This window comes from Streptomyces sp. WMMC940, from assembly GCF_027460265.1.
Classification (GTDB): Bacteria; Actinomycetota; Actinomycetes; order Streptomycetales; family Streptomycetaceae; genus Streptomyces.
In genome coordinates, this window is the sequence record NZ_JAPZBC010000001.1 from 3159570 (window position 1) to 3180000 (window position 20431).

19 protein-coding genes and 2 rRNA genes (1 of these 21 running past the window's edge) are annotated in these 20431 nt (G+C 70.2%); 4 read left to right on the forward strand and 17 right to left on the reverse strand.

Features of this window, described 5'->3' with window-relative positions:
• Positions 1-48: 48 nt before the first annotated feature.
• The gene (locus tag O7595_RS13895) at positions 49-321 is read right to left on the reverse strand and encodes a DUF1876 domain-containing protein (RefSeq protein ID WP_269729004.1); all 273 of its coding nucleotides are present in this window, start codon (positions 319-321) and stop codon (positions 49-51) included.
• A gap of 377 nt (positions 322-698) precedes the next feature.
• On the opposite strand from O7595_RS13895, the gene O7595_RS13900 reads away from it, so the two are divergent.
• Positions 699-1493 (forward strand): DUF4253 domain-containing protein, encoded by a 795-nt coding sequence (locus O7595_RS13900; RefSeq protein ID WP_269729005.1) that lies wholly within the window; start codon positions 699-701, stop codon positions 1491-1493.
• 66 nt (positions 1494-1559) lie between these two features.
• On the opposite strand, the gene hemB is transcribed toward O7595_RS13900, so the two are convergent.
• From hemB to O7595_RS13930, 6 genes are all read right to left on the reverse strand, one after another.
• Positions 1560-2558 carry a porphobilinogen synthase gene (gene hemB / locus O7595_RS13905; protein WP_269729006.1) on the reverse strand — a complete coding sequence of 333 codons (999 nt, stop codon included), beginning with the start codon at positions 2556-2558 and terminating at the stop codon, positions 1560-1562.
• A 150-nt stretch (positions 2559-2708) separates the two neighbouring features.
• On the reverse strand, positions 2709-4367 hold the full coding sequence (locus O7595_RS13910) for a bifunctional uroporphyrinogen-III C-methyltransferase/uroporphyrinogen-III synthase (RefSeq protein ID WP_269729007.1): 1659 nt from the start codon (positions 4365-4367) through the stop codon (positions 2709-2711).
• On the reverse strand, positions 4364-5341 hold the full coding sequence (hemC, locus tag O7595_RS13915; RefSeq protein ID WP_269729008.1) for a hydroxymethylbilane synthase: 978 nt from the start codon (positions 5339-5341) through the stop codon (positions 4364-4366). The genes O7595_RS13910 and hemC overlap by 4 nt, the downstream gene beginning before the upstream one ends.
• Positions 5338-6693 carry a glutamyl-tRNA reductase gene (locus tag O7595_RS13920; RefSeq protein WP_269729009.1) on the reverse strand — a complete coding sequence of 452 codons (1356 nt, stop codon included), beginning with the start codon at positions 6691-6693 and terminating at the stop codon, positions 5338-5340. The genes hemC and O7595_RS13920 overlap by 4 nt, the downstream gene beginning before the upstream one ends.
• Complete coding sequence (locus O7595_RS13925; RefSeq protein ID WP_269729010.1) at positions 6690-7463, reverse strand: redox-sensing transcriptional repressor Rex; 774 nt, start codon at positions 7461-7463, stop codon at positions 6690-6692. Before O7595_RS13925 ends, O7595_RS13920 begins: the two co-directional genes overlap by 4 nt.
• A 271-nt stretch (positions 7464-7734) precedes the next feature.
• Complete coding sequence (locus tag O7595_RS13930) at positions 7735-8010, reverse strand: glutaredoxin family protein (RefSeq protein ID WP_269729011.1); 276 nt, start codon at positions 8008-8010, stop codon at positions 7735-7737.
• 125 nt (positions 8011-8135) lie between these two features.
• Between O7595_RS13930 and O7595_RS13935 the strand changes: the two genes are divergently transcribed.
• From O7595_RS13935 to O7595_RS13945, 3 genes are all read left to right on the forward strand, one after another.
• Positions 8136-9083, forward strand: coding sequence for an HAD family hydrolase (locus tag O7595_RS13935; protein ID WP_269729012.1), 948 nt, complete (start codon positions 8136-8138; stop codon positions 9081-9083).
• A gap of 457 nt (positions 9084-9540) precedes the next feature.
• Positions 9541-10377, forward strand: coding sequence for an ECF subfamily RNA polymerase sigma factor, BldN family (locus O7595_RS13940; protein WP_269729013.1), 837 nt, complete (start codon positions 9541-9543; stop codon positions 10375-10377).
• A gap of 308 nt (positions 10378-10685) precedes the next feature.
• On the forward strand, positions 10686-11885 hold the full coding sequence (locus O7595_RS13945) for a DUF5667 domain-containing protein (protein ID WP_269729014.1): 1200 nt from the start codon (positions 10686-10688) through the stop codon (positions 11883-11885).
• Positions 11886-12008: 123 nt separating this feature from the next.
• Here the strand turns inward: O7595_RS13945 and O7595_RS13950 are convergent, their stop codons facing one another.
• From O7595_RS13950 to O7595_RS13995, 10 genes are all read right to left on the reverse strand, one after another.
• Positions 12009-13106: a lysophospholipid acyltransferase family protein gene (locus O7595_RS13950; RefSeq protein WP_269729015.1), complete on the reverse strand. Its 1098-nt coding sequence runs from the start codon at positions 13104-13106 to the stop codon at positions 12009-12011.
• 15 nt (positions 13107-13121) lie between these two features.
• A complete protein-coding gene (locus O7595_RS13955) occupies positions 13122-14177 on the reverse strand; it encodes an NAD-dependent epimerase/dehydratase family protein (protein WP_269729016.1) in 1056 nt (351 codons plus the stop codon).
• Positions 14178-14363: 186 nt separating this feature from the next.
• Complete coding sequence (locus tag O7595_RS13960; protein WP_003948845.1) at positions 14364-14462, reverse strand: 30S ribosomal protein bS22; 99 nt, start codon at positions 14460-14462, stop codon at positions 14364-14366.
• A gap of 110 nt (positions 14463-14572) precedes the next feature.
• Positions 14573-14782 (reverse strand): helix-turn-helix domain-containing protein, encoded by a 210-nt coding sequence (locus O7595_RS13965; RefSeq protein WP_158687078.1) that lies wholly within the window; start codon positions 14780-14782, stop codon positions 14573-14575.
• 127 nt (positions 14783-14909) lie between these two features.
• Positions 14910-15725 (reverse strand): phosphatase, encoded by an 816-nt coding sequence (locus tag O7595_RS13970; protein ID WP_269729017.1) that lies wholly within the window; start codon positions 15723-15725, stop codon positions 14910-14912.
• Positions 15726-15827: 102 nt separating this feature from the next.
• Positions 15828-17003 carry an acetoin utilization protein AcuC gene (locus O7595_RS13975; protein WP_269729018.1) on the reverse strand — a complete coding sequence of 392 codons (1176 nt, stop codon included), beginning with the start codon at positions 17001-17003 and terminating at the stop codon, positions 15828-15830.
• The gene (locus O7595_RS13980) at positions 16954-18195 is read right to left on the reverse strand and encodes an MFS transporter (RefSeq protein ID WP_269729019.1); all 1242 of its coding nucleotides are present in this window, start codon (positions 18193-18195) and stop codon (positions 16954-16956) included. Before O7595_RS13980 ends, O7595_RS13975 begins: the two co-directional genes overlap by 50 nt.
• Positions 18196-18238: 43 nt before the next feature.
• Positions 18239-18883 carry an HAD family hydrolase gene (locus O7595_RS13985; RefSeq protein WP_269729020.1) on the reverse strand — a complete coding sequence of 215 codons (645 nt, stop codon included), beginning with the start codon at positions 18881-18883 and terminating at the stop codon, positions 18239-18241.
• Between the two features lie 101 nt (positions 18884-18984).
• Positions 18985-19101: ribosomal RNA gene (rrf, locus tag O7595_RS13990) — 5S ribosomal RNA — on the reverse strand.
• Positions 19102-19190: 89 nt separating this feature from the next.
• Positions 19191-20431: ribosomal RNA gene (locus tag O7595_RS13995) — 23S ribosomal RNA — on the reverse strand (it continues 1882 nt past the right edge of the window).

Genomic DNA, 20431 nt, shown 5'->3' on the forward strand with positions numbered 1-20431 from the left:
GCGGTCGAACCGCCGGGGGCCGCCCTCCGATCGCCTCGCGTCACCTCGTCAGCGGTTCAGCGGGTGTGCCGGCCTTCCCGTGGTCTCCTCGATCTCGTCGTGCGCCTTCTTGAGCAGAGTCTGCGCGATGTCCATGAGCGCCCGGGCGCCGGCGATCTCCTCGCCGACCCGCAGTTGGGCCGGGTCGGACGGATGGCGGCTGGCGTGCCCGTGACCGCGCACTTCCGTGCCGTCGGCGAGCCGGAGCATCGCGGCCGCCTTGGTCTTGTCGCCCTCCTCGAGGAACTCCATCTCGACGTGCCAGCCGACGAGAGTCTGCATGACGGATCACCTCCACAGCGGTACCTCTCCCAGGGTGCGCCGACCGCGGGCTGATCACCACCCCTTCCCCGTCCGTGCCGACGGCCCCGAGCTCGCCGTCGTTCGCCGGGCCCGGGTCGGTCCGCCCGCCGTACCGCGAAGCGGCACACGGCGCACTTCACCGGGCGCGGCGCGGCGGCTCGACCGGTGCCCCCCGAACTCGCGTCCCACGCGGGGACGTACAAGGACGGCGACGCGGCCGTGACGCACTGGCGCAGCGACATGACGGACGCGCTCGCCCACCGACCGCACGCCGGTCACCACGCAGGCCCCGGTGCGGAGGCCGCCGTTCCCACACGGCGGCCTCCGTTGTCAGTGACGGCCTCTACCTTCGGACCATGGCGATGCTTCCCAACCCTCTGCCGGCCCTGGCCACCGACCCCACGGGCCGGACCCTGGGCCTCGATCTGCCTCCCGGCCGCCTGGTGGACACCACCGTCGACGGGCCTTGGCACGAGCCCCTTCTCTGGTACGGCGACGAACCGGCCGCTCCCGGCGCCTGGGACCGCCTCCTCCCCGCCCGCCGGGCGGGCGGACTGCATCCCCTGCTGATCGGCGGCGACGGTGGCCCGCACGAGTGGGAGCTGGCGCCGCAACGGGTGTCGTATCCGGGGGACCACGACGCCGAAGAGGTGCTCGCGGAGTTCTGGGACTCCGGTGCGGCGGAAGAGTCGGGCGCCGACGCCGACTGGCCCGGCCTGGCCGCCGGCGGCGCGCTGGTGGAGGATCCGGACCGGCTCGCAGCCGAGGCCGCGGACGCGCTGTCCGTCGGCGCGGGCGGCGATGTGCTGAAGGGCGCCCGCCCAGCTCTGGTCCGCGCCCGCCGCAGCGCCGACATACCGGCGGCCATCGGCTGGTCGGGCCCGCTCGACCACGAGGGGGACGTGGCCCGCCTCTGCTCGGTCCTGCGGTCGTGGGAGGACCGCTTCGGCATACGGGTCGTCGGGCTGTCCTTCGACCGGCTGGTCCTCTCCGTGGCCGCGCCGCCCACCAGGACCGCGGACGCCGAGGCTCTCGCGGCCGAGCACCTCGCGTTCTGCCCGGACAGTGTCCGGCAGGGTCCGCGCCCCGGCCTCCGGTCCCATGCCCAGCGTCTCCTCGGAGCCCCCGTCTGGACGTTCTCGTGGGACTGAGGACACCCGGCCGGCCGCGCGGCCTGTGGCCGTGCGACCCTCGGGTCTCCACGCGGCCCCGGGCCGCTACGCGCGGCCGAGCTTCTGTGCGACCTCCGTCGCCCAGTACGTCAGGATCATCTGCGCGCCCGCGCGCCGGATGCCGGTCAGGGTCTCCAGGATGGCTTTGTCGCGCTCGATCCAGCCCTTCTCGGCAGCGGCCTCGACCATCGCGTACTCCCCGCTGATCTGGTACGCGGCGACGGGCACGTCCACGGACCCCGCCACCTTCGCCAGCACGTCGAGGTAGGGACCGGCGGGCTTGACCATGACCATGTCCGCGCCCTCCTCCAGGTCGAGCGCGAGTTCCCGCAGGGACTCCCGCAGGTTCGCCGGGTCCTGCTGGTACGTCTTGCGGTCTCCCGTCAGGGAGGAGGCGACCGCCTCGCGGAACGGCCCGTAGAACGCGGAGGAGTACTTCGCCGTGTACGCGAGGATCGACACGTCCTCCTTGCCGATGGTGTCGAGCGCGTCCCGGATCACCCCGACCTGGCCGTCCATCATCCCGCTGGGGCCGACGACATGGACGCCGGCGTCCGCCTGGACCTGTGCCATCTCGGCGTAGCGCTCCAGCGTGGCGTCGTTGTCGACCCGGCCGTCCGCGTCGAGCACCCCGCAGTGGCCGTGGTCGGTGTACTCGTCCAGGCAGAGGTCGGACATGACGACCAGTTCGTCGCCGACCTCCTCCTTCACCGCTCGGACGGCGACCTGGAGGATGCCTCCCGGATCCGTGCCCGCGGTTCCGACGGCGTCCTTCTTCGCGTCCTCCGGCACGCCGAAGAGCATGATCCCGGAGACTCCGGCCTCCCGGGCCTCGACCGCGGCCTTCCTCAGCGTGTCCAGTGAGTGCTGCACGACCCCGGGCATCGCCGCGATCGGCACGGGCTCGCTCACGCCCTCCCGCACGAACGCGGGAAGGATCAGATCGGCGGGGTTCAGCCTCGTCTCGGCGACCATGCGCCGCATCGCGGGGGTGGTCCGCAGCCGTCGCGGCCGCGATCCGGGGAAGGATCCGTACACAGTCATGCCCACCACGCTACGCCCGTGCGGGGACCGCTCTTGCCGACATGTTGTCCGCGGAAGCCGGCGAACGCCCCCGACACGATCCGGTCCTGAGCGAACGGAAAGGGGCCGCGGGGAACAGCCCGCGACCCCTTCCGATCATGTCCTACGACGTCACGTCGTACGGCGCCTGCGTGCGCCCGGACGACGCTCGCTCGGCCGCGTCACCGGGTCGCCGGCCTCCCGTGCCGCCTCCCGGCGCCTCGCACCGAACTCGGCGAGCGCCTCGGCCAGCTTGTGGACCGACGGCTCGGGCGACAGCACGTCGACCCGCAGCCCGTGCTCCTCCGCCGTCTTGGCGGTCGCGGGCCCGATGCAGGCGATCACCGTCACGTTGTGCGGCTTGCCGGCGATACCGACCAGGTTCCGCACGGTGGACGACGAGGTGAAGAGCACTGCGTCAAAACCGCCGCCCTTGATCGCCTCCCGGGTCTCCGCCGGCGGCGGGGAGGCCCGCACGGTCCGGTAGGCCGTGACGTCGTCGACCTCCCAGCCCAGCTCGATCAGCCCTGCCACCAGGGTCTCGGTGGCGATGTCGGCCCGCGGCAGGAACACCCGGTCGATCGGGTCGAACACCGGGTCGTACGGCGGCCAGTCCTCCAGCAGCCCCGCCGCCGACTGCTCACCGCTCGGCACCAGATCCGGCTTGACGCCGAACTCGATCAGGGACCGTGCCGTCTGCTCGCCCACCGCCGCGACCTTGATCCCGGCGAAGGCACGGGCGTCCAGCCCGTACTCCTCGAACTTCTCCCGCACCGCCTTCACGGCGTTGACCGAGGTGAAGGCGATCCACTCGTAGCGGCCGGTCACCAGTCCCTTGACCGCGCGCTCCATCTGCTGCGGCGTGCGCGGCGGCTCGACGGCGATCGTCGGGACCTCGTGCGGCACGGCCCCGTAGGACCTGAGCTGGTCGGAGAGCGACGCGGCCTGCTCCTTCGTGCGCGGTACGAGCACCTTCCAGCCGAACAGCGGCTTGGACTCGAACCAGGCGAGCTGGTCGCGCTGCGCTGCGGCGCTGCGCTCACCGACCACGGCTATGACCGGCCGGTGGCCCTCGGGCGACGGCAGCACCTTGCCCTGCTTGAACACCTGGGCGATCGTGCCGAGCGTCGCGGTCCAGGTCCGCTGCCGCGTCGTCGTACCGGCCACCGTCACCGTCAGCGGGGTGTCGGGCTTGCGCCCGGCCGTCACCAGCTCTCCCGCCGCCGACGCCACGGCGTCCAGCGTCGTGGACACGACGACGGTGCCGTCGGAGGCGCCGACCTCGGTCCAGCAGCGGGCGTCCGCCGTCCGGGCGTCGATGAACCGCACGTCCGTGCCCTGGGCGTCACGCAGCGGCACACCGGCGTAGGCGGGCACGCCCACGGCGGTCGCCACTCCCGGCACGACCTCGAAGGGGATGCCCTCGGCGGCGCAGGCGAGCATCTCGGCGCCCGCGTCGCCGTCGAGCCCGGGGTCCCCGCTCACGGCACGGACCACCCGCTTGCCGCCCCGCACGGCCTCCATGACAAGATTGGCCGCGTCCCTCAACACGGGGACATCGGCGGTTGTTGAGGCATCGTCAACAACCGTCAGCTCAGGCGTGCTCACTCCGGCGCGCGCGTGACCGCGCACGACGTCGAGGACTTCCGGCTCGGCGATCAATACGTCCGCGCCCGCCAGCGCCTCGACGGCGCGCAGCGTCAGCAGGCCCGGATCGCCGGGACCGGCGCCGAGGAAGGTGACCTGCCCGTGTACGGGACCAGCCGGGACGTTCGAGGTGGTGGGGCTCAAAGTGCTCGCTCCCCCATAAGACCGGCCGCGCCCTTGGCGAGCATCTCGGAGGCGAGTTCACGCCCGAGTGCCACGGCTTCGTCGTGCGACGTGGGCACGGGACCGGTGATGGACAGCTGCACCAGCGTGGAACCGTCGGTGGTACCGACGACGCCCCGCAGGCGCATTTCATGAACAGCCTGTTCGTCGGCAGGCAGGTCGGCCAGCGCACCCACGGGCGCACTGCAGCCGGCCTCCAGGGCGGCGAGCAGGGACCGCTCGGCGGTCACGGCGGCCCGGGTGTACGGGTCGTCGAGCTCGGCGAGCGTGGCGGCGAGGGCGGTGTCGGCCGCCGGGCACTCCACCGCCAGGGCCCCCTGGCCGGGGGCGGGCAGGATCGCGTCGACCGGCAGGAAGTCGGTCGCCTCCTCGATCCGGCCGATACGGTTCAGGCCGGCCGCGGCGAGAACCACCGCGTCCAGTTCCCCGTTCCGCACGAAACCGATGCGGGTGTCGACGTTCCCGCGGATCGGCACGGTCTCGATCTGCAGCCCGTGCGAGCGGGCGTACGCGTTGAGCTGCGCCATCCGGCGCGGCGAGCCGGTGCCCACCCTGGCGCCCCTCGGCAGCCGGCCGAGCGTCAGCCCGTCCCGGGCGACCAGGACGTCGCGCGGGTCCTCCCGCCGCGGGATCGCGGCCAGCGCGAGGTCGTCCGGCTGCGTGGTCGGCAGGTCCTTCAGGGAGTGCACCGCGAAGTCGACCTCTCCCGCGAGCAGCGCGTCGCGCAGCGCGGTGACGAACACACCGGTGCCGCCGATCTGCGCCAGCTGCTCGCGCGAGGTGTCGCCGTACGTGGTGATCTCCACCAGCTCGACGGGGCGGCCGGTCAGCCGCCGCACCGCCTCCGCCACATGCCCGGACTGGGCCATGGCGAGCTTGCTGCGCCTGGTTCCGAGCCGCAGGGGCCGCTCGGTCCCCGATGCCCTCTCGGTCATACTCGCCCTCGGTTCTTGATGTCGGCGTCGGTGACGTCGGCCCGGCTGACGGAGGCGACCGTCTCCGGGTCGAGGTCGAAGAGTGTGCGCAGCGCGTCCGCGTACCCGGCGCCGCCGGGTTCGGCCGCGAGCTGCTTGATCCGCACGGTGGGCGCGTGCAGGAGCTTGTCGACGACCCGTCGGACCGTCTGGGAGACCTCGGCGCGCTGGCGCTCGTCGAGGTCGGGCAGCCGGCCCTCCAGCCGGGCGATCTCGCTCGCCACGACATCGGCGGCCATGGTGCGCAGCGCGACCACGGTGGGCGTGATGTGCGCGGCGCGCTGGGCGGCGCCGAAAGCGGCGACCTCGGCGGCCACGATGGTCCGGACCCGGTCGACGTCGGCGGCCATGGGGGCGTCCGCGGACGCCTCGGCGAGCGATTCGATGTCGACGAGGCGGACTCCGTCGAGCCGGTGGACCGCGGCGTCGATGTCCCGGGGCATGGCGAGGTCGAGCAGCGCCAGCCGTCCCGTACGGCGCTCGAGCGCGGCCTCGACCGCCTCGGTCCTCAGCACCAGCCCGGTGGCGCCGGTGCAGGAGACGACGACGTCGGCACCTGCCAGTTCGTCGCCGACCGAGACCATGTCGACGGCCCGGGCGCGGACGCCCGTCCCGCCGGGTTCGGTCAGGATCCGGACCAGCCGGTCGGCTCGCTCACGGGTGCGGTTCGCGACGACGATCTCGGCGACCCCGGCGCGCGCCAGCGTGGCCGCCGCGAGGGAGGACATCGAGCCCGCACCGATGACGAGCGCGGTCCTGCCCGCGGCCCACTCCTCGGTGGGGGTGCCGTCGGCCAGCTGTTCCAGTCCGAAGGTGACGAGCGACTGCCCGGCCCGGTCGATCCCGGTCTCGCTGTGGGCGCGCTTGCCGACCCGCAGGGACTGCTGGAACAGGTCGTTCAGCAGCCGGCCCGCACTGTGCAGCTCCTGGCCGAGCGCCAGGGAGTCCTTGATCTGACCGAGGATCTGGCCCTCGCCGACGACCATCGAGTCCAGCCCGCAGGCCACCGAGAACAGATGGTGGACGGCCCGGTCCTCGTAGTGCACGTACAGATAGGGGGTGAGCTCCTCCAGGCCGACGCCGCTGTGCTGGGAGAGCAGGGTCGACAGCTCGGCGACCCCGGCGTGGAACTTGTCCACGTCGGCGTAGAGCTCGATGCGGTTGCAGGTGGCGAGGACGGCCGCCTCCGCCGCTGGTTCCGCGGCAAGGGCGTCCTGAAGCAGCTTGCCCTGGGTGTCCACGGAGAGGGAGGCCCGCTCCAGGACGCTGACGGGGGCGCTGCGGTGGCTGAGGCCGACGACCAGGAGACTCATGCCGGCATCACGGCGGGCACGTCCCCGTCGGGTCCCTTCCGGCCGTCGGCCGTTGCGGAAGTGCCGGTCGGGGCGACGGGCGGCACGGCGGCCTCGCCCTCGGTCTCCTCGCCGGCCTTGCGCTGCTCGTGGAAGGCGAGGATCTGCAGCTCGATCGAGAGGTCGACCTTGCGCACGTCCACGCCGTCCGGCACCGAGAGCACGGTGGGGGCGAAGTTGAGAATGGACGTCACACCGGCGGCGACGAGCCGCTCGCACACCTGCTGGGCGGCGCCCGCGGGGGTCGCGATGACCCCGATGGACACGCCGTTGTCCGAGATGATCTTCTCCAGCTCGTCCGTGTGCTGGACGGGGATGCCGGCGACCGGCTTGCCGGCCATCGCCGGGTCGGCGTCGATCAGCGCGGCCACCCGGAAGCCACGGGAGGCGAAGCCGCCGTAGTTGGCGAGCGCGGCGCCGAGGTTGCCGATACCGACGATCACAACCGGCCAGTCCTGGGTCAGGCCGAGCTCACGGGAGATCTGGTAGACGAGGTACTCGACGTCGTACCCGACGCCGCGGGTCCCGTAGGAGCCGAGGTACGAGAAGTCCTTGCGCAGCTTCGCCGAATTGACTCCCGCGGCGGCCGCGAGTTCCTCGGAGGAGACGGTCGGCACGGAGCGCTCCGACAGCGCGGTCAGCGCGCGGAGATACAGCGGAAGCCGGGCGACGGTGGCCTCGGGGATTCCTCGGCTGCGAGTCGCCGGTCGGTGGGTTCGGCCAGTTGCCACGGTGCTCCTGCGGGATGAGCGAGGCTGGCGGCCATGCGTCCCAGGACCGCCCCGTCGAGAGCAGGCTATGTCTTTGTGAACACGTGCACAAAGATGGTGTCCGGTTTGTCCGTGCAAAGTGACCGGGGTCACGCGAGCCGATCGCGCCATTCCGGAACCGCGGACGACCGGCACCCGTTGCGAGTCCCACGGGGGCAAAGCGACACACACTCCTTACGGCCACGCCCCCGAGACCACAACAAAACGCCCACGATGGTAGCCGCCTTTCCGGTCACGCCCCCAGTTCGCGACGGAGCCTGCCGGCGTCCACGCGCCAGAACGTGTGCTGCTCCCCGTCCACGAGCACCACGGGGATCTGCTCCCAGTAGGCGCGGTGCAGCTCCTCGTCCCGGGTGATGTCCTTCTCCTCCCAGGACGCACCCGTCTCGGCGCACACCTGCTGGATCACGGACCGCGCGTCGTCACAGAGATGACACCCGGGCTTCCCGATCAGGGTCACCACACGGTCACCGGCCTTCTTCTTGCTACGCCGCAGCAGAGGACTCATGCCCCCATTCTCCGCCCGCGCGCGACACGCCCGAACGGCCCCTTTAACAATCCGGCCGCGGAGAGTTCACGCCTTCGCATCCCGGCCAGTCGGGAACTGCCGAACGGACTGGCTATGCTCACGACATGGCCGCACTGGGATGGCTCACCCCCCGCAGGCGCTCCTCGACCGCCCGGAGCGTTCTCGCCGGCGAGGCCGCTGCCGAGGCAGCACGCAAGACCTCACAGCAGTTCGAGGCGGACGCCCGGGCCCGGACCGACGCGGACACCGCACCGTCCGAGCCCGACTTCCCCGTGGCCGGGGACATCAGCGCCGCCGCGTTCTTCGACCTGGACAACACCGTCATGCAGGGCGCCGCGATCTTCCACTTCGGCCGCGGGCTGTACAAGCGGAAGTTCTTCCAGCGCCGGGAGCTGGCGAGGTTCGCCTGGCAGCAGACGTGGTTCCGGATCGCGGGTGTCGAGGACCCCGAGCACATGCAGGACGTGCGCGAGTCGGCACTGTCCATCGTCAAGGGCCACCGGGTCTCCGAACTGATGTCGATCGGCGAGGAGATCTACGACGAGTACATGGCCGACCGCATCTGGCCGGGCACCCGCGCCCTCGCCCAGGCCCACCTCGACGCGGGCCAGAAGGTGTGGCTGGTCACCGCCGCGCCGGTGGAGACCGCGACGATCATCGCCCGCCGACTGGGACTGACCGGCGCGCTCGGCACGGTCGCCGAGTCCGTCGACGGCGTCTACACGGGCAAGCTCGTCGGCGAGCCGCTGCACGGCCCGGCCAAGGCCGAGGCGGTGCGGGCCCTCGCGAGCGCCGAGAACCTCGACCTCGCCCGCTGTGCGGCCTACAGCGACTCGCACAACGACATCCCGATGCTCTCCCTCGTGGGACACCCGTACGCCATCAACCCGGACACGAAACTGCGCAAGCACGCTCGTGAGCGGGACTGGCGGCTGCGCGACTACCGCACGGGCCGCAAGGCGGCGAAGGTCGGCATCCCGGCCGCGGCGGGAGTCGGCGCCCTCGCGGGCGGTACGGCCGCGGCCGTGGCCCTGCACCGCCGCCGGCGCTGACCCCCCGGGCGGCACCCCCGGCCGGGCTCCCCCACCGCCACTCTGCGTATCAGTGCCCGCGTTACGGATCCGACCACCCGTGTCCGGTCCTCCGCGGCGGTCCCGGAACGCTCGGCACCCGCATGTCCTGCGACGGCGCACAGCAGGCGGTACCCGGCATTCCGGGGGCCGTACCCCTCCACGTCGCCCGCCAGTCGCGATGCCTCCCGACGAACACAACCCATCACGCCCCGCCGCAGAAGGCGAAGTAATCCGATCAGCAAGCGATCACAATCTGCGACTGGTTGTGCTGCTCTGCCGTAACAGAAGCGACGGATTCGATGATTTGAGCAACTGGGTGTAGCACTGCCTGTACGAAGCGTTATTCTCCTCAGACGCACATGGACCCCCACGCGTCGCCACGACGAGTGAACGGTCCCGCACAGCACGTGATGGAAGCTCTGCCTCTGGGAGTCCCGTGTACCCACACGTCGGGGTTGACGCCTCGGGCCTGGCTACGCTCCGCGCAGTGGTCCTCGACCACCTGCGCGGCTTCGTCCCCACCGCGTACGCCGTCCCCGCCTTCGCCGCGAGCCCTGCCGCCCTCGGCCCTGCCGGTCCCTGCTACGCCCTGGCCGACCGCATCGAGAAGGTGCCGGCCCGCAGCGGCGCGGTCGAGGCGCGATCGGGCGAGCGCGAGGTCGGCAGACGAGGCGGCCGGCACGCCGCCACCTCGACCACCGCCCGCCGGCCGAGTGCCGACAGCGACAGCGCGCGGATGATGGAACTGGTCGAACGCGCCCAGGCGGGCGAGGCCGAGGCCTTCGGCCGGCTCTACGACCAGTACAGCGACACCGTCTACCGCTACATCTACTACCGGGTGGGCGGCAAGGCGACGGCCGAGGACCTCACCAGTGAGACCTTCCTCCGTGCTCTGCGCCGCATCTCCACGTTCACCTGGCAGGGCCGCGACTTCGGCGCCTGGCTGGTCACGATCGCCCGCAACCTGGTCGCCGACCACTTCAAGTCGAGCCGGTTCCGACTGGAAGTGACCACCGGCGAGATGCTCGACGCCAACGAGGTGGAGCGCAGTCCCGAGGAGTCGGTACTGGAGTCGCTCTCCAACGCCGCGCTGCTCGAAGCGGTCCGCAAGCTCAATCCGCAGCAGCAGGAGTGCGTCACCCTCCGCTTCCTCCAGGGCCTCTCCGTCGCCGAGACCGCCCGCGTGATGGGCAAGAACGAGGGCGCGATCAAGACCCTTCAGTACCGGGCCGTGCGCACCCTGGCACGGCTCCTGCCCGACGACGCCCGCTGACGCCGAGCCCCAGAGGCGCGGTGCACCGTCCCGCACCCCCACAGCCCCACCGGCACCCCCTCCCCCCCACGCGCCCGTCCCCGGCCCGTCCACCCTCAACTCACCATCCGTGAGCACCTGATGACGCACTGGTCCGATCATCCTCCGCGCGTAACCCAACTGCCGAGCCGCTCGTTGTGCGCAATGCAGGCTCCCTGCGGTCACGTCGTGCGTGCAACCACCCACTCTTTCGTGTGGATGTGCTCAAGTCGTGCAACCTTCCGGACCCCCCGGGGAGTCGACCGTCATGACGAGAGGAGGTGCCGCCAGTGATCGCGAACGTTTCGGCGCACCGGCGGGCGAACGCCTTCGCCCAGGACCTGGAGAACCAGACGCTCCGGGGCACGGCGGCCGAGCAGCCCGAGAGTTCGGCCGAGCGGGCCGAACAGGGGCAGCTGTTGGCCTTGGCGAACGGCCTCGGCGAGCTGCCGAAGCCGGAGTTGGATCCCGATGTCAAGGTGGTGCAGCGAGCCCAGCTCGTGGCCGCCATGGAAGCCATGTTCGCGGAGGGCTCCGCGTCCAGGGGCCCTACCGTTCCGGAGCAGCGGAGCTCCCGACGCGGTGCCCATCGGGCCTCCCCGCTCCGGAAACTCCGTCCGCGCTCCCGGTGGTCCAAGGGCCTCGCGGCCGGCGGACTGACCGTGGGAGTGGCCGCCGGCGCCCTCGGCGGTGTGGCGGCCGCCAGCTCGGACGCCCTCCCCGGTGACTCCCTCTACGGGCTGAAGCGGGGCATGGAGGATCTGAAACTCGGTATGGCCGACGACGACGCGGACCGCGGCGGGCTCTACCTCGACCAGGCCTCCACCCGGCTGAACGAGGCCCGCCGCCTCATGGAGCGCGGGCGCGCGGGCGAGCTGGACACGGAGTCGATGAGCGAAGTCAGGCGCACGCTCAACGGAATGCGCCATGACGCCTCCGAGGGTCACCGGCTGCTGCACCAGGCGTACGAGCGGGACGGCTCGCTGGGCCCCATCGCCACCCTGTCCTCCTTCTCGACCAGCCACCGCGACGTGTGGAACGGGCTGCGGGACAGGCTGCCCGCCCAGCTCACGGACGTCGGGGACGAGGTGAGCTCGGTCTTCGACGCCATAGACCAGGAGGTCGGTCCGCTCCGGTCGCTGTTGCCCCGCGCTCCCGAGGGGGAGCGGCAGGGATCCAGCCGGCCCGGATCGTCCCCGCAGGACTCCTCGAGCTCCTCGGAGACGCACCCGTCGGCGCCCTCCTTGCCGTCCGTCGGCAGCTCGGCCGCGGACCACCTGCCCCAGCCGTCCGGCTCGGGCGCCGTGGAGGACGACCAGTTGATCGGGGGCAACACGGGCGGGCTGCTCACCCCCCCGCAGAACAGCGCCTCCCCGTCACCGTCCGGCGGGCTCCCGGACCCGGCTGCGCCCGTGCCGGACGTGACCATCCCGCCGTTGTTGCCGGGGCTGCTGCCCGGCCTGGGCCTCGACAGCGAGGACAGTCCGTAGCCCGTAGGCCCGCCAGGCCGCTGAACGGCAAAGGGCGGGGGCGGGATACGCTCCATGCGTATCCCGCCCCCGCCCTTTCGTCGGGGATCGGGAGGGCGACCGGTGGCCGGACGTGGGACCCGATCAGAAGAAGACGGACCGCCGCTGAACCAGCAGCTTGTACAGCGTGTGCTGGATCTGCTCCCGCACCTGGTCGGTGAGGTTGAACATCAGCATCGGGTCCTCCGCCGCCTCCGGCGGATAGCCGTCCGTCGGAATCGGTTCCCCGAACTGAATCGTCCACTTCGTCGGCAGCGGCACCGCACCCAGCGGGCCGAGCCACGGGAACGTCGGAGTGATCGGGAAGTACGGGAACCCCAGCAGCCGCGCGAGTGTTTTCGCGTTGCCGATCATCGGATAGATCTCCTCGGCCCCGACGATCGAGCAGGGCACGATCGGCACGCCCGCCCGCAGCGCCGTCGAGACGAAACCGCCCCGCCCGAAGCGCTGGAGCTTGTAGCGCTCGCCGAAGGGCTTACCGATGCCCTTGAAGCCCTCGGGCATCACCCCGACGACCTCGCCGCGCCGCAGCAGCCGTTCCGCGTCCTCCGTGCACGCCAGTGTGTGCCCGGCCTTGCGCGCCAGTTCGTTTATCACCGGCAGCACGAAGACGAGGTCCGCGGCGAGCAGCCGCAGATGCCTCCCGGCCGGGTGGTTGTCGTGGACGGCGACCTGCATCATCAGCCCGTCCAGCGGCAGCGTCCCCGAGTGGTTGGCCACGACCAGTGCCCCGCCCTCCGACGGGATGTTCTCGATGCCCTTGACCTCGACCCGGAAGTACTTCGCGTACAGCGGCCGAAGCAGCGACATCAGCACCTGGTCGGTGAGTTCCTCGTCGTAGCCGAACTCGTCGACCTCGTAGTCACCGGTGAGCCGACGGCGCAGAAACGCCAGTCCGCCCGCGATGCGCTGGTCCCAGCCGACGTCCGCGCCGGGAGCCCCGGAACCGCGCGGCGACCGCGCGGACGCCCCGTGCGCGCCCGTACCGCCCCCGGCCGAGGCGTTCTTCGGCACCGCCCGCTCCCCGCCCAGCTGCCCGGGCACGGAACCGACCGGGATCTCACGCGCCGACTCGGCAACGGGTTTCCGCCGGCCCGATCCGGCGCGGCGCCGCACCGACCGCTGCGGTGCGCCGTTGCGCGACCGGTCGTCGTCGAACGGAATGACCTTGGCGTCCGCCATCGTTGCTCGCGCTCCTTATCCGGCGCTCTGAGGGGTGGCGCCACCGGCCGGCGAGAGCGCGGCGACCTTGTCGACCGCCCTCGCCAGGGTCTCCGGCGGCAGCAGGCCGGGCCCGTGGCTGCGCGCGAAGTCCGCGAACGTCTCCGCGGTCGTGTAGGCAGGGTTGAAGCCCAGTGTCTCGCGCATCTGCACGGTGCTGACCACCCTGCCGTGCGTGAGGAGCCGGATCTGCTCCGGCGAGAAGTCGGTGATGCCGACCGTCCGCAGCGCCGAACCGACCCAGGTCACGGCCGGCAGCAGCACCGGCACCGTGGGGCGGCCGAGTCTCCGCGAGCACTGCGACAGCAGCAGCACGCCGTCGCCCGCGATGTTGAACGTGCCGCTGTTCAGCGTGCCGCGGCGGGGCTCGTGGGAGGCGATCCGCAGCACGTCGACGACGTCGTCCTCGTGGACGAACTGCAGCCGGGGGTCATAGCCCAGGACGGTCGGCATGACGGGCAGCGAGAAGTAGTCCGCCAGCGGCGAGTCGGCGCGCGGTCCGAGGATGTTGGCGAAACGCAGCACGCACACCGCCACATCCGGCCTGCGGCGGGCGAAGCCGCGTACGTACCCCTCGACCTCGACCGCGTCCTTGGCGAAGCCGCCGCTCGGCAGGGACTTGGGGGGCGTCGTCTCGGTGAAGACGGCCGGGTCGCGGGAGGCGGAGCCGTACACGCTCGTACTGGACTTGACGACCAGGCGCCGGACGGTCGGCGACTTCTGGCAGGCACCGAGCAGCTGCATGGTGCCGATGACGTTGGTCTCCTTGACCGCCGTACGGCCCCCGGACCCGAGCGGTGTGCCCGTGACGTCGAGATGGACCACGGTGTCCACGTCGTGTTCGGCAAGGACGCGCGCTATGGCGGGCTGTCGGATGTCGGCCCGCACGAAATCGGCTCCGCCGAGACGGTGCTCGGGAGTCACCGCGTCGACGCCCACCACCCGTGCCACTTCGGGGTCCCGCTGGATGCGGCGTACGAAGCGGCCCCCGAGTTGCCGGGCCACACCGGTGACAAGCACGACCTTGCCCAAGATCAGCGCCTTCCGTTCGGTCCTGGCTATGCGTCACCGTAGCGGGTTGACGTTGCGCTGTGATGACCGCAGGGCCTTGTTCCCTGCTCTTTGATCCCAACGCACGACACGGCCGGCCGGAAGAAGCACCGTGGCCCCTCCACCGTGCAGGTGAAAGGGGCCACGACGTATGCGGACAGCTGCCGCTTACTTCTTGTTGCGACGCTGAACGCGCGTGCGCTTGAGCAGCTTGCGGTGCTTCTTCTTGGCCATCCGCTTGCGCCGCTTCTTGATAACAGAGCCCACGACTACCCTCGCTCACTTCTCTTCACTCGGTGCGGGGCGTCTGGGCCCACACGACCTACGTCGGCCTAGCCTACCGGCCCGAGCTCCGAGCCTGTAATCCGAGGGGCGTCTCAGGCCGATTCGACCCCCACGAAGGATTCCCGGAGGTACTCGTGAACCGCTTGCTCCGGGACCCGGAAGGACCTGCCCACCCGGATCGCCGGCAGATGACCGCTGTGCACCAAGCGGTACACGGTCATCTTCGACACGCGCATCACCGAGGCGACTTCCGCCACGGTCAGGAACTTGACCTCGTTGAGAGGCCTTTCGCCAGCAGCCATGACCCACCTGTACCTTCCGCACACGACGCACACCGGCTTCCCCTCCGGTGACTCTTCGTCGCGGTGCGCTCACTCCCAGAGTAGGGGCGGGTGGTGCGAGTGGGGAAGAGGAGCAGCCATCGGCCGTTTACTGTGACAGACACGCTCGATTGAGTACATAGCGAGTAAGCGGCTGGTAGTAATCGGACCGCACAGCGTCATCGAGGGGCACGGCGACGGAGACATGCCCTTCGGCCTCGCCGACGAACAGCGCGGGGTCGTCCGTGTCCGCCAGTCCGATGACCTCGAAACCGAGCTGACCTGCACCGCAGACCCAGCCGTGGTCGCCGACGACCAACTCCGGCAGAGGGTCCCCGGACTCCGCGACGCCTTCCAGCGCGGCCCGTACCGGCAGGGGTGAATGGGTGTGCACGCCGGTCGCACCCCCCGGCTCACGCGCTCCGGGTTCCCGCACCACCGCGACTCCCCCTACGTAGTCGATGGTGTGCGTACGTACGCCGAACCGGGTCGTTATGTCGACACATCGCCCCTGCGCGGGTGTGAGAACGAGACAGCCCGCCGCCGACAGGGCGTCTGCCAGCGCGGCGTAGAACCCAAGCAGCCTGTGCGGATGCCCGGTCCCGAACAGCACGCTCCCGCGCCGTTCCGCGACCGCCGCCAACCGCCCGGCGAACGCGTCGAGCCCGCTCAACGTGCGCTCCGGGTCGATCACGTCCTGACCGGAAACATGCGCCGGGTCCCCGGAGACCCCGCACCTGTCCGCCATCAACGTGATCAGATCCCGCTCGCTCCAGACCCGTTCGGGATCGAGCCCGAGCGTGGCCCTCGGATCCCGCGCCGCGAACAGCCGGTAGCTCCGCAGGCTCCGCTCCCGGGACGTCGCCACCGGGCCGGCGAGCCCTGCCGCCAACAGATGCGCCCGCAGCGCCCCTCTGCTCAACACAGCGACGATGGTCCCGCAGAGCCCGGCACCGCACCCCGGAAACCGGTCGGATCCCCACAGTCGGCGTAACGGCCTCGGACCGCCCTCCGCGACCGCGGACCTTCAGGCCAGCAGGCCCCGCAGTGGGAAGACCGCCCTCCGGGTCGCGAGGACCGCCTGGTCCAGCCGGTCCGCCGGGTCGTAGCCGTCCTCCCAGGACCGCCACGTCGGAGAGCGCCCGTCCGTCATCCGGCCGGGCCCCAACTGCCGTGTCCGCGCGTACACCTCGTCGCGCCACGAGGACGGGATCACGGACTCCGGGGCCACGGGCGCATGGGCCGCGATCCCGACGAGATGGGTCCAGGACCTCGGTACGACGTCCACGACGGCGTAACCGCCCCCGCCGAGTACCACCCAGCGCCCGTCCTCCACGTACTCGTGGACGAGCGCGTGGCAGGCCTCCTGGACCAGCCGCTGGGCGTCCAGTGACACCGCAAGATGCGCCAGCGGGTCCTCGAAGTGCGTGTCCGCCCCGTGCTGCGTCACCAGGACCTGCGGCCGGAAGTCCGCCAGCAGCTCGGGTACGACGGCGTGGAACGCGCGCAGCCACCCCTCGTCCCCGGTCCCCGCGGGCAGCGCCACGTTCACCGCGGAACCCTCGGCCTCCCCCGGGCCGCCCGTCTCCTCCGGCCATCCCGTGCCCGGGAAGAGCATCCCGGGATGCTCGTGCAGGGAGATCGTCAGCACCCTCGGGTCGTCCCAGAAGGCCGCCTGCACACCGTCGCCGTGGTGCACGTCGACATCGACGTAGGCGACCCGCTCGGCGCCCAGCTCCAGCAGCCGCGCGATCGCCAGCGAGGCGTCGTTGTAGATGCAGAAGCCCGAGGCCGCCCCCGGCATGGCGTGGTGCAGTCCGCCGGCGAAGTTCACGGCGTGCGGGGCCTCGCCCCGCCACACCGCCTCGGCCGCACCCACCGACTGGCCCGCGATCAGCGCGGACACCTCGTGCATGCCCGCGAAGGCCGGATCGTCCATCGTGCCCAGCCCGTACGACTGGTCGGCGGCACGCGGATTCCCGGACGCGGACCGCACGGCCGCGACATAGTCCTCGCGGTGGACGAGCCGCAGCGTGGAATCGCCGGCCGGCTTGCCCGCCACCACGTCCACTTCGCGGTCCAGTCCGTAGGCCCGCACCAACCCCATGGTCAGCGCGAGCCGAACCGGATCCATCGGATGACTGGGCCCGAAGTCATACTTCGTTACCGCTTCGTCCCACATCAACAGTGCGCGGCCGCTCATGGTCGACACCGTATCGGTCGGGCTCCGGCCCGAACGACCTGGCGTACAGCAACGTCACGAGCACCAACACCATCGGGACGAGCATCGCTCCCCGGTAGTTCCACGCGTCGCCCAGTCCTCCGACCAACGGTGCCCCGATCAAGAACCTCACGTAGTTGAAGACGTTGAGCCGTGCGACAGCCGTGTTGCTCGCCCCGGGGCCGCCGTTCGCGACAGCGCGCCGCCCCGCCGCGGCGAACGTCTGCGGCACGATCACGCACAGGCCCAGACCGAGCAGCGTGAATCCGGCGAGACCCACCCACGGTCCCGGCGCCACCGCCACCACGGCGAACCCGCCCGTCGCCAGGACCGTCCCGCACCGGACGACCGCCGCCGCCCCGAACCGCCGGACGCCGAGATCTCCCACGGCCCGCCCGAGCAACGTGGTCACCATGTAGGCGTTGTACGGGACCGTAGCCAGCTCCTCCGAACCCCCGAGCACGTCCTGGAGGTACTTCGCGCTCCAGTTCGACACGGTGGAGTCCCCGATGTAGGCGAAGGCCATCACCATGCACAGCGGCAGTAGCAGCCTGAACGGCAGGGCGGTGTCACCGCCCTCCACATCCGCCGAGCCGTTTCCGGACGCCGGACCGGCCGCGTCCGGGTACCACCGGCTCCCGAGCAACGCCGCGGGCAGCAGCACCAGGACCACCGGCAGGTACGACATCACGAGCGGCAGGTCCCAGTGGGCACCCGCCCAGGCGAGGGAGGCACCGACAATCCCCCCGAAGCTGTATGTGGCGTGGAATCCGAGCATGATGCTGCGGCCGTACGAGTGCTGCAGGCTGACACCGAGCATGTTCATCGAGGCGTCCAGTGCGCCGACGGCGAGCCCGAACGCCCCCAGCGCCAGGGCGACCTGCCACACCCTGCTGCCGGCGCCCACGGCCGACAGGGAGAGCAGCACGACCGGTTGCGACCACCGCAGCACCGCTCCTGGCGGACGGCGCGCGACGATCTTCTCGGTCACCACGCTGCCGACCCCGGCGAGGATCGGCACGGCTGCCAGGAAGACCGGAAGCAGTGCGTCGGATATCCCGTAGCGGTCCTGGATGGCGGGTATGCGCGTCACCAGGAGAGCGAAGGCCACGCCCTGGACGAAGAAGCTCAGCGCCAACGAGGCCCGACCGTGCCGCAACCGCGCGTCCGTCATGGCCGCACAGCGTAGGGCGCTCAACTACCCATGGGTAGATGGATCAGGCGAGCAATCCATGGAGTTCGGTCATGTCGGCGAAGAATCCATGCGCCCCCGCGAGCTTCGCGGCCGGCGTCATCGCGGTGAAGCCGTACACGTCCATCCCCGCCGCCAGCGCCGCGGTGACACCGAGGGGGCTGTCCTCGACCACGACGCATCGCGCGGGTGCGACGCCCATCCGCTCGGCGGCGTGGAGGAACAGGTCCGGTGCCGGCTTTCCGCGCCCCACGTCCTGGGCGCTGAAGACGCTCCCCGCACGGAACCAGGTGTCCAGCCCGGTCTTGCGGTGCCCGACCCGGATGCGCTCGTGGCTCCCGGAGGACGCGACGCAGTACGGCACCCCGTCGGTCGTGAGCTCGTCCAGTACGTCGACGACCCCTGCGACGGGCGTCAACTCACGCTCGAAGGCGGCGAACACGCGGGCGTGCAGCGTCTCGTCGAAGTCGTCGGGGAGCCGCTTCCCGGTCCGTTCCAGGACGAGGTCATGCACCCGGTGCACCGCGGCGCCCATGTAGTCGCGAACGGATTCCGCGTAGGAGGTGGGGTGTCCCAACTCGGTGAGGTAAGCGGCGAGGATCGTGTTCGACAGGGGCTCGCTGTCCACGAGGACACCGTCGTTGTCGAAGATCACGAGGTCGTAGCGCATGCCCTCCAGCCTAGGAAACCGAGATCACGGTCAGGGAGCGGGGGAACGCGAAAAAGCCTCAACCCCCGGGTTTTCACCCGGGGGTTGAGGCTTCAAGATTTGTTCGGCGGTGTCCTACTCTCCCACAGGGTCCCCCCTGCAGTACCATCGGCGCTGAAAGGCTTAGCTTCCGGGTTCGGAATGTAACCGGGCGTTTCCCTGACGCTATGACCACCGAAACTCTATGAAGATGTCGAACCCGACCGACCATCCACATGGTCCCGGCATGTTCGTTACTTCAGAACTGACACAGTGGACGCGAGCAACTGAGGACAAGCCCTCGGCCTATTAGTACCGGTCAACTCCACCAGTCACCTGGCTTCCATATCCGGCCTATCAACCCAGTCGTCTACTGGGAGCCTTACCCCATCAAGTGGGTGGGAGTCCTCATCTCGAAGCAGGCTTCCCGCTTAGATGCTTTCAGCGGTTATCCCTCCCGAACGTAGCCAACCAGCCATGCCCTTGGCAGGACAACTGGCACACCAGAGGTTCGTCCGTCCCGGTCCTCTCGTACTAGGGACAGCCCTTCTCAAGACTCCTACGCGCACAGCGGATAGGGACCGAACTGTCTCACGACGTTCTAAACCCAGCTCGCGTACCGCTTTAATGGGCGAACAGCCCAACCCTTGGGACCGACTCCAGCCCCAGGATGCGACGAGCCGACATCGAGGTGCCAAACCATCCCGTCGATATGGACTCTTGGGGAAGATCAGCCTGTTATCCCCGGGGTACCTTTTATCCGTTGAGCGACGGCGCTTCCACAAGCCACCGCCGGATCACTAGTCCCGACTTTCGTCCCTGCTCGACCCGTCGGTCTCACAGTCAAGCTCCCTTGTGCACTTACACTCAACACCTGATTGCCAACCAGGCTGAGGGAACCTTTGGGCGCCTCCGTTACCCTTTGGGAGGCAACCGCCCCAGTTAAACTACCCATCAGACACTGTCCCTGATCCGGATCACGGACCCAGGTTAGACATCCAGCACGACCAGAGTGGTATTTCAACGACGACTCCACCTGAACTGGCGTCCAAGCTTCACAGTCTCCCACCTATCCTACACAAGCCGAACCGAACACCAATATCAAACTGTAGTAAAGGTCCCGGGGTCTTTCCGTCCTGCTGCGCGAAACGAGCATCTTTACTCGTAGTGCAATTTCACCGGGCCTATGGTTGAGACAGTCGAGAAGTCGTTACGCCATTCGTGCAGGTCGGAACTTACCCGACAAGGAATTTCGCTACCTTAGGATGGTTATAGTTACCACCGCCGTTTACTGGCGCTTAAGTTCTCAGCTTCGCCCCACCGAAATGGAGCTAACCGGTCCCCTTAACGTTCCAGCACCGGGCAGGCGTCAGTCCGTATACATCGCCTTACGGCTTCGCACGGACCTGTGTTTTTAGTAAACAGTCGCTTCTCGCTGGTCTCTGCGGCCACACCCAGCTCACACTGCAAGAGTGATCACCAGACGTGGCCCCCCTTCTCCCGAAGTTACGGGGGCATTTTGCCGAGTTC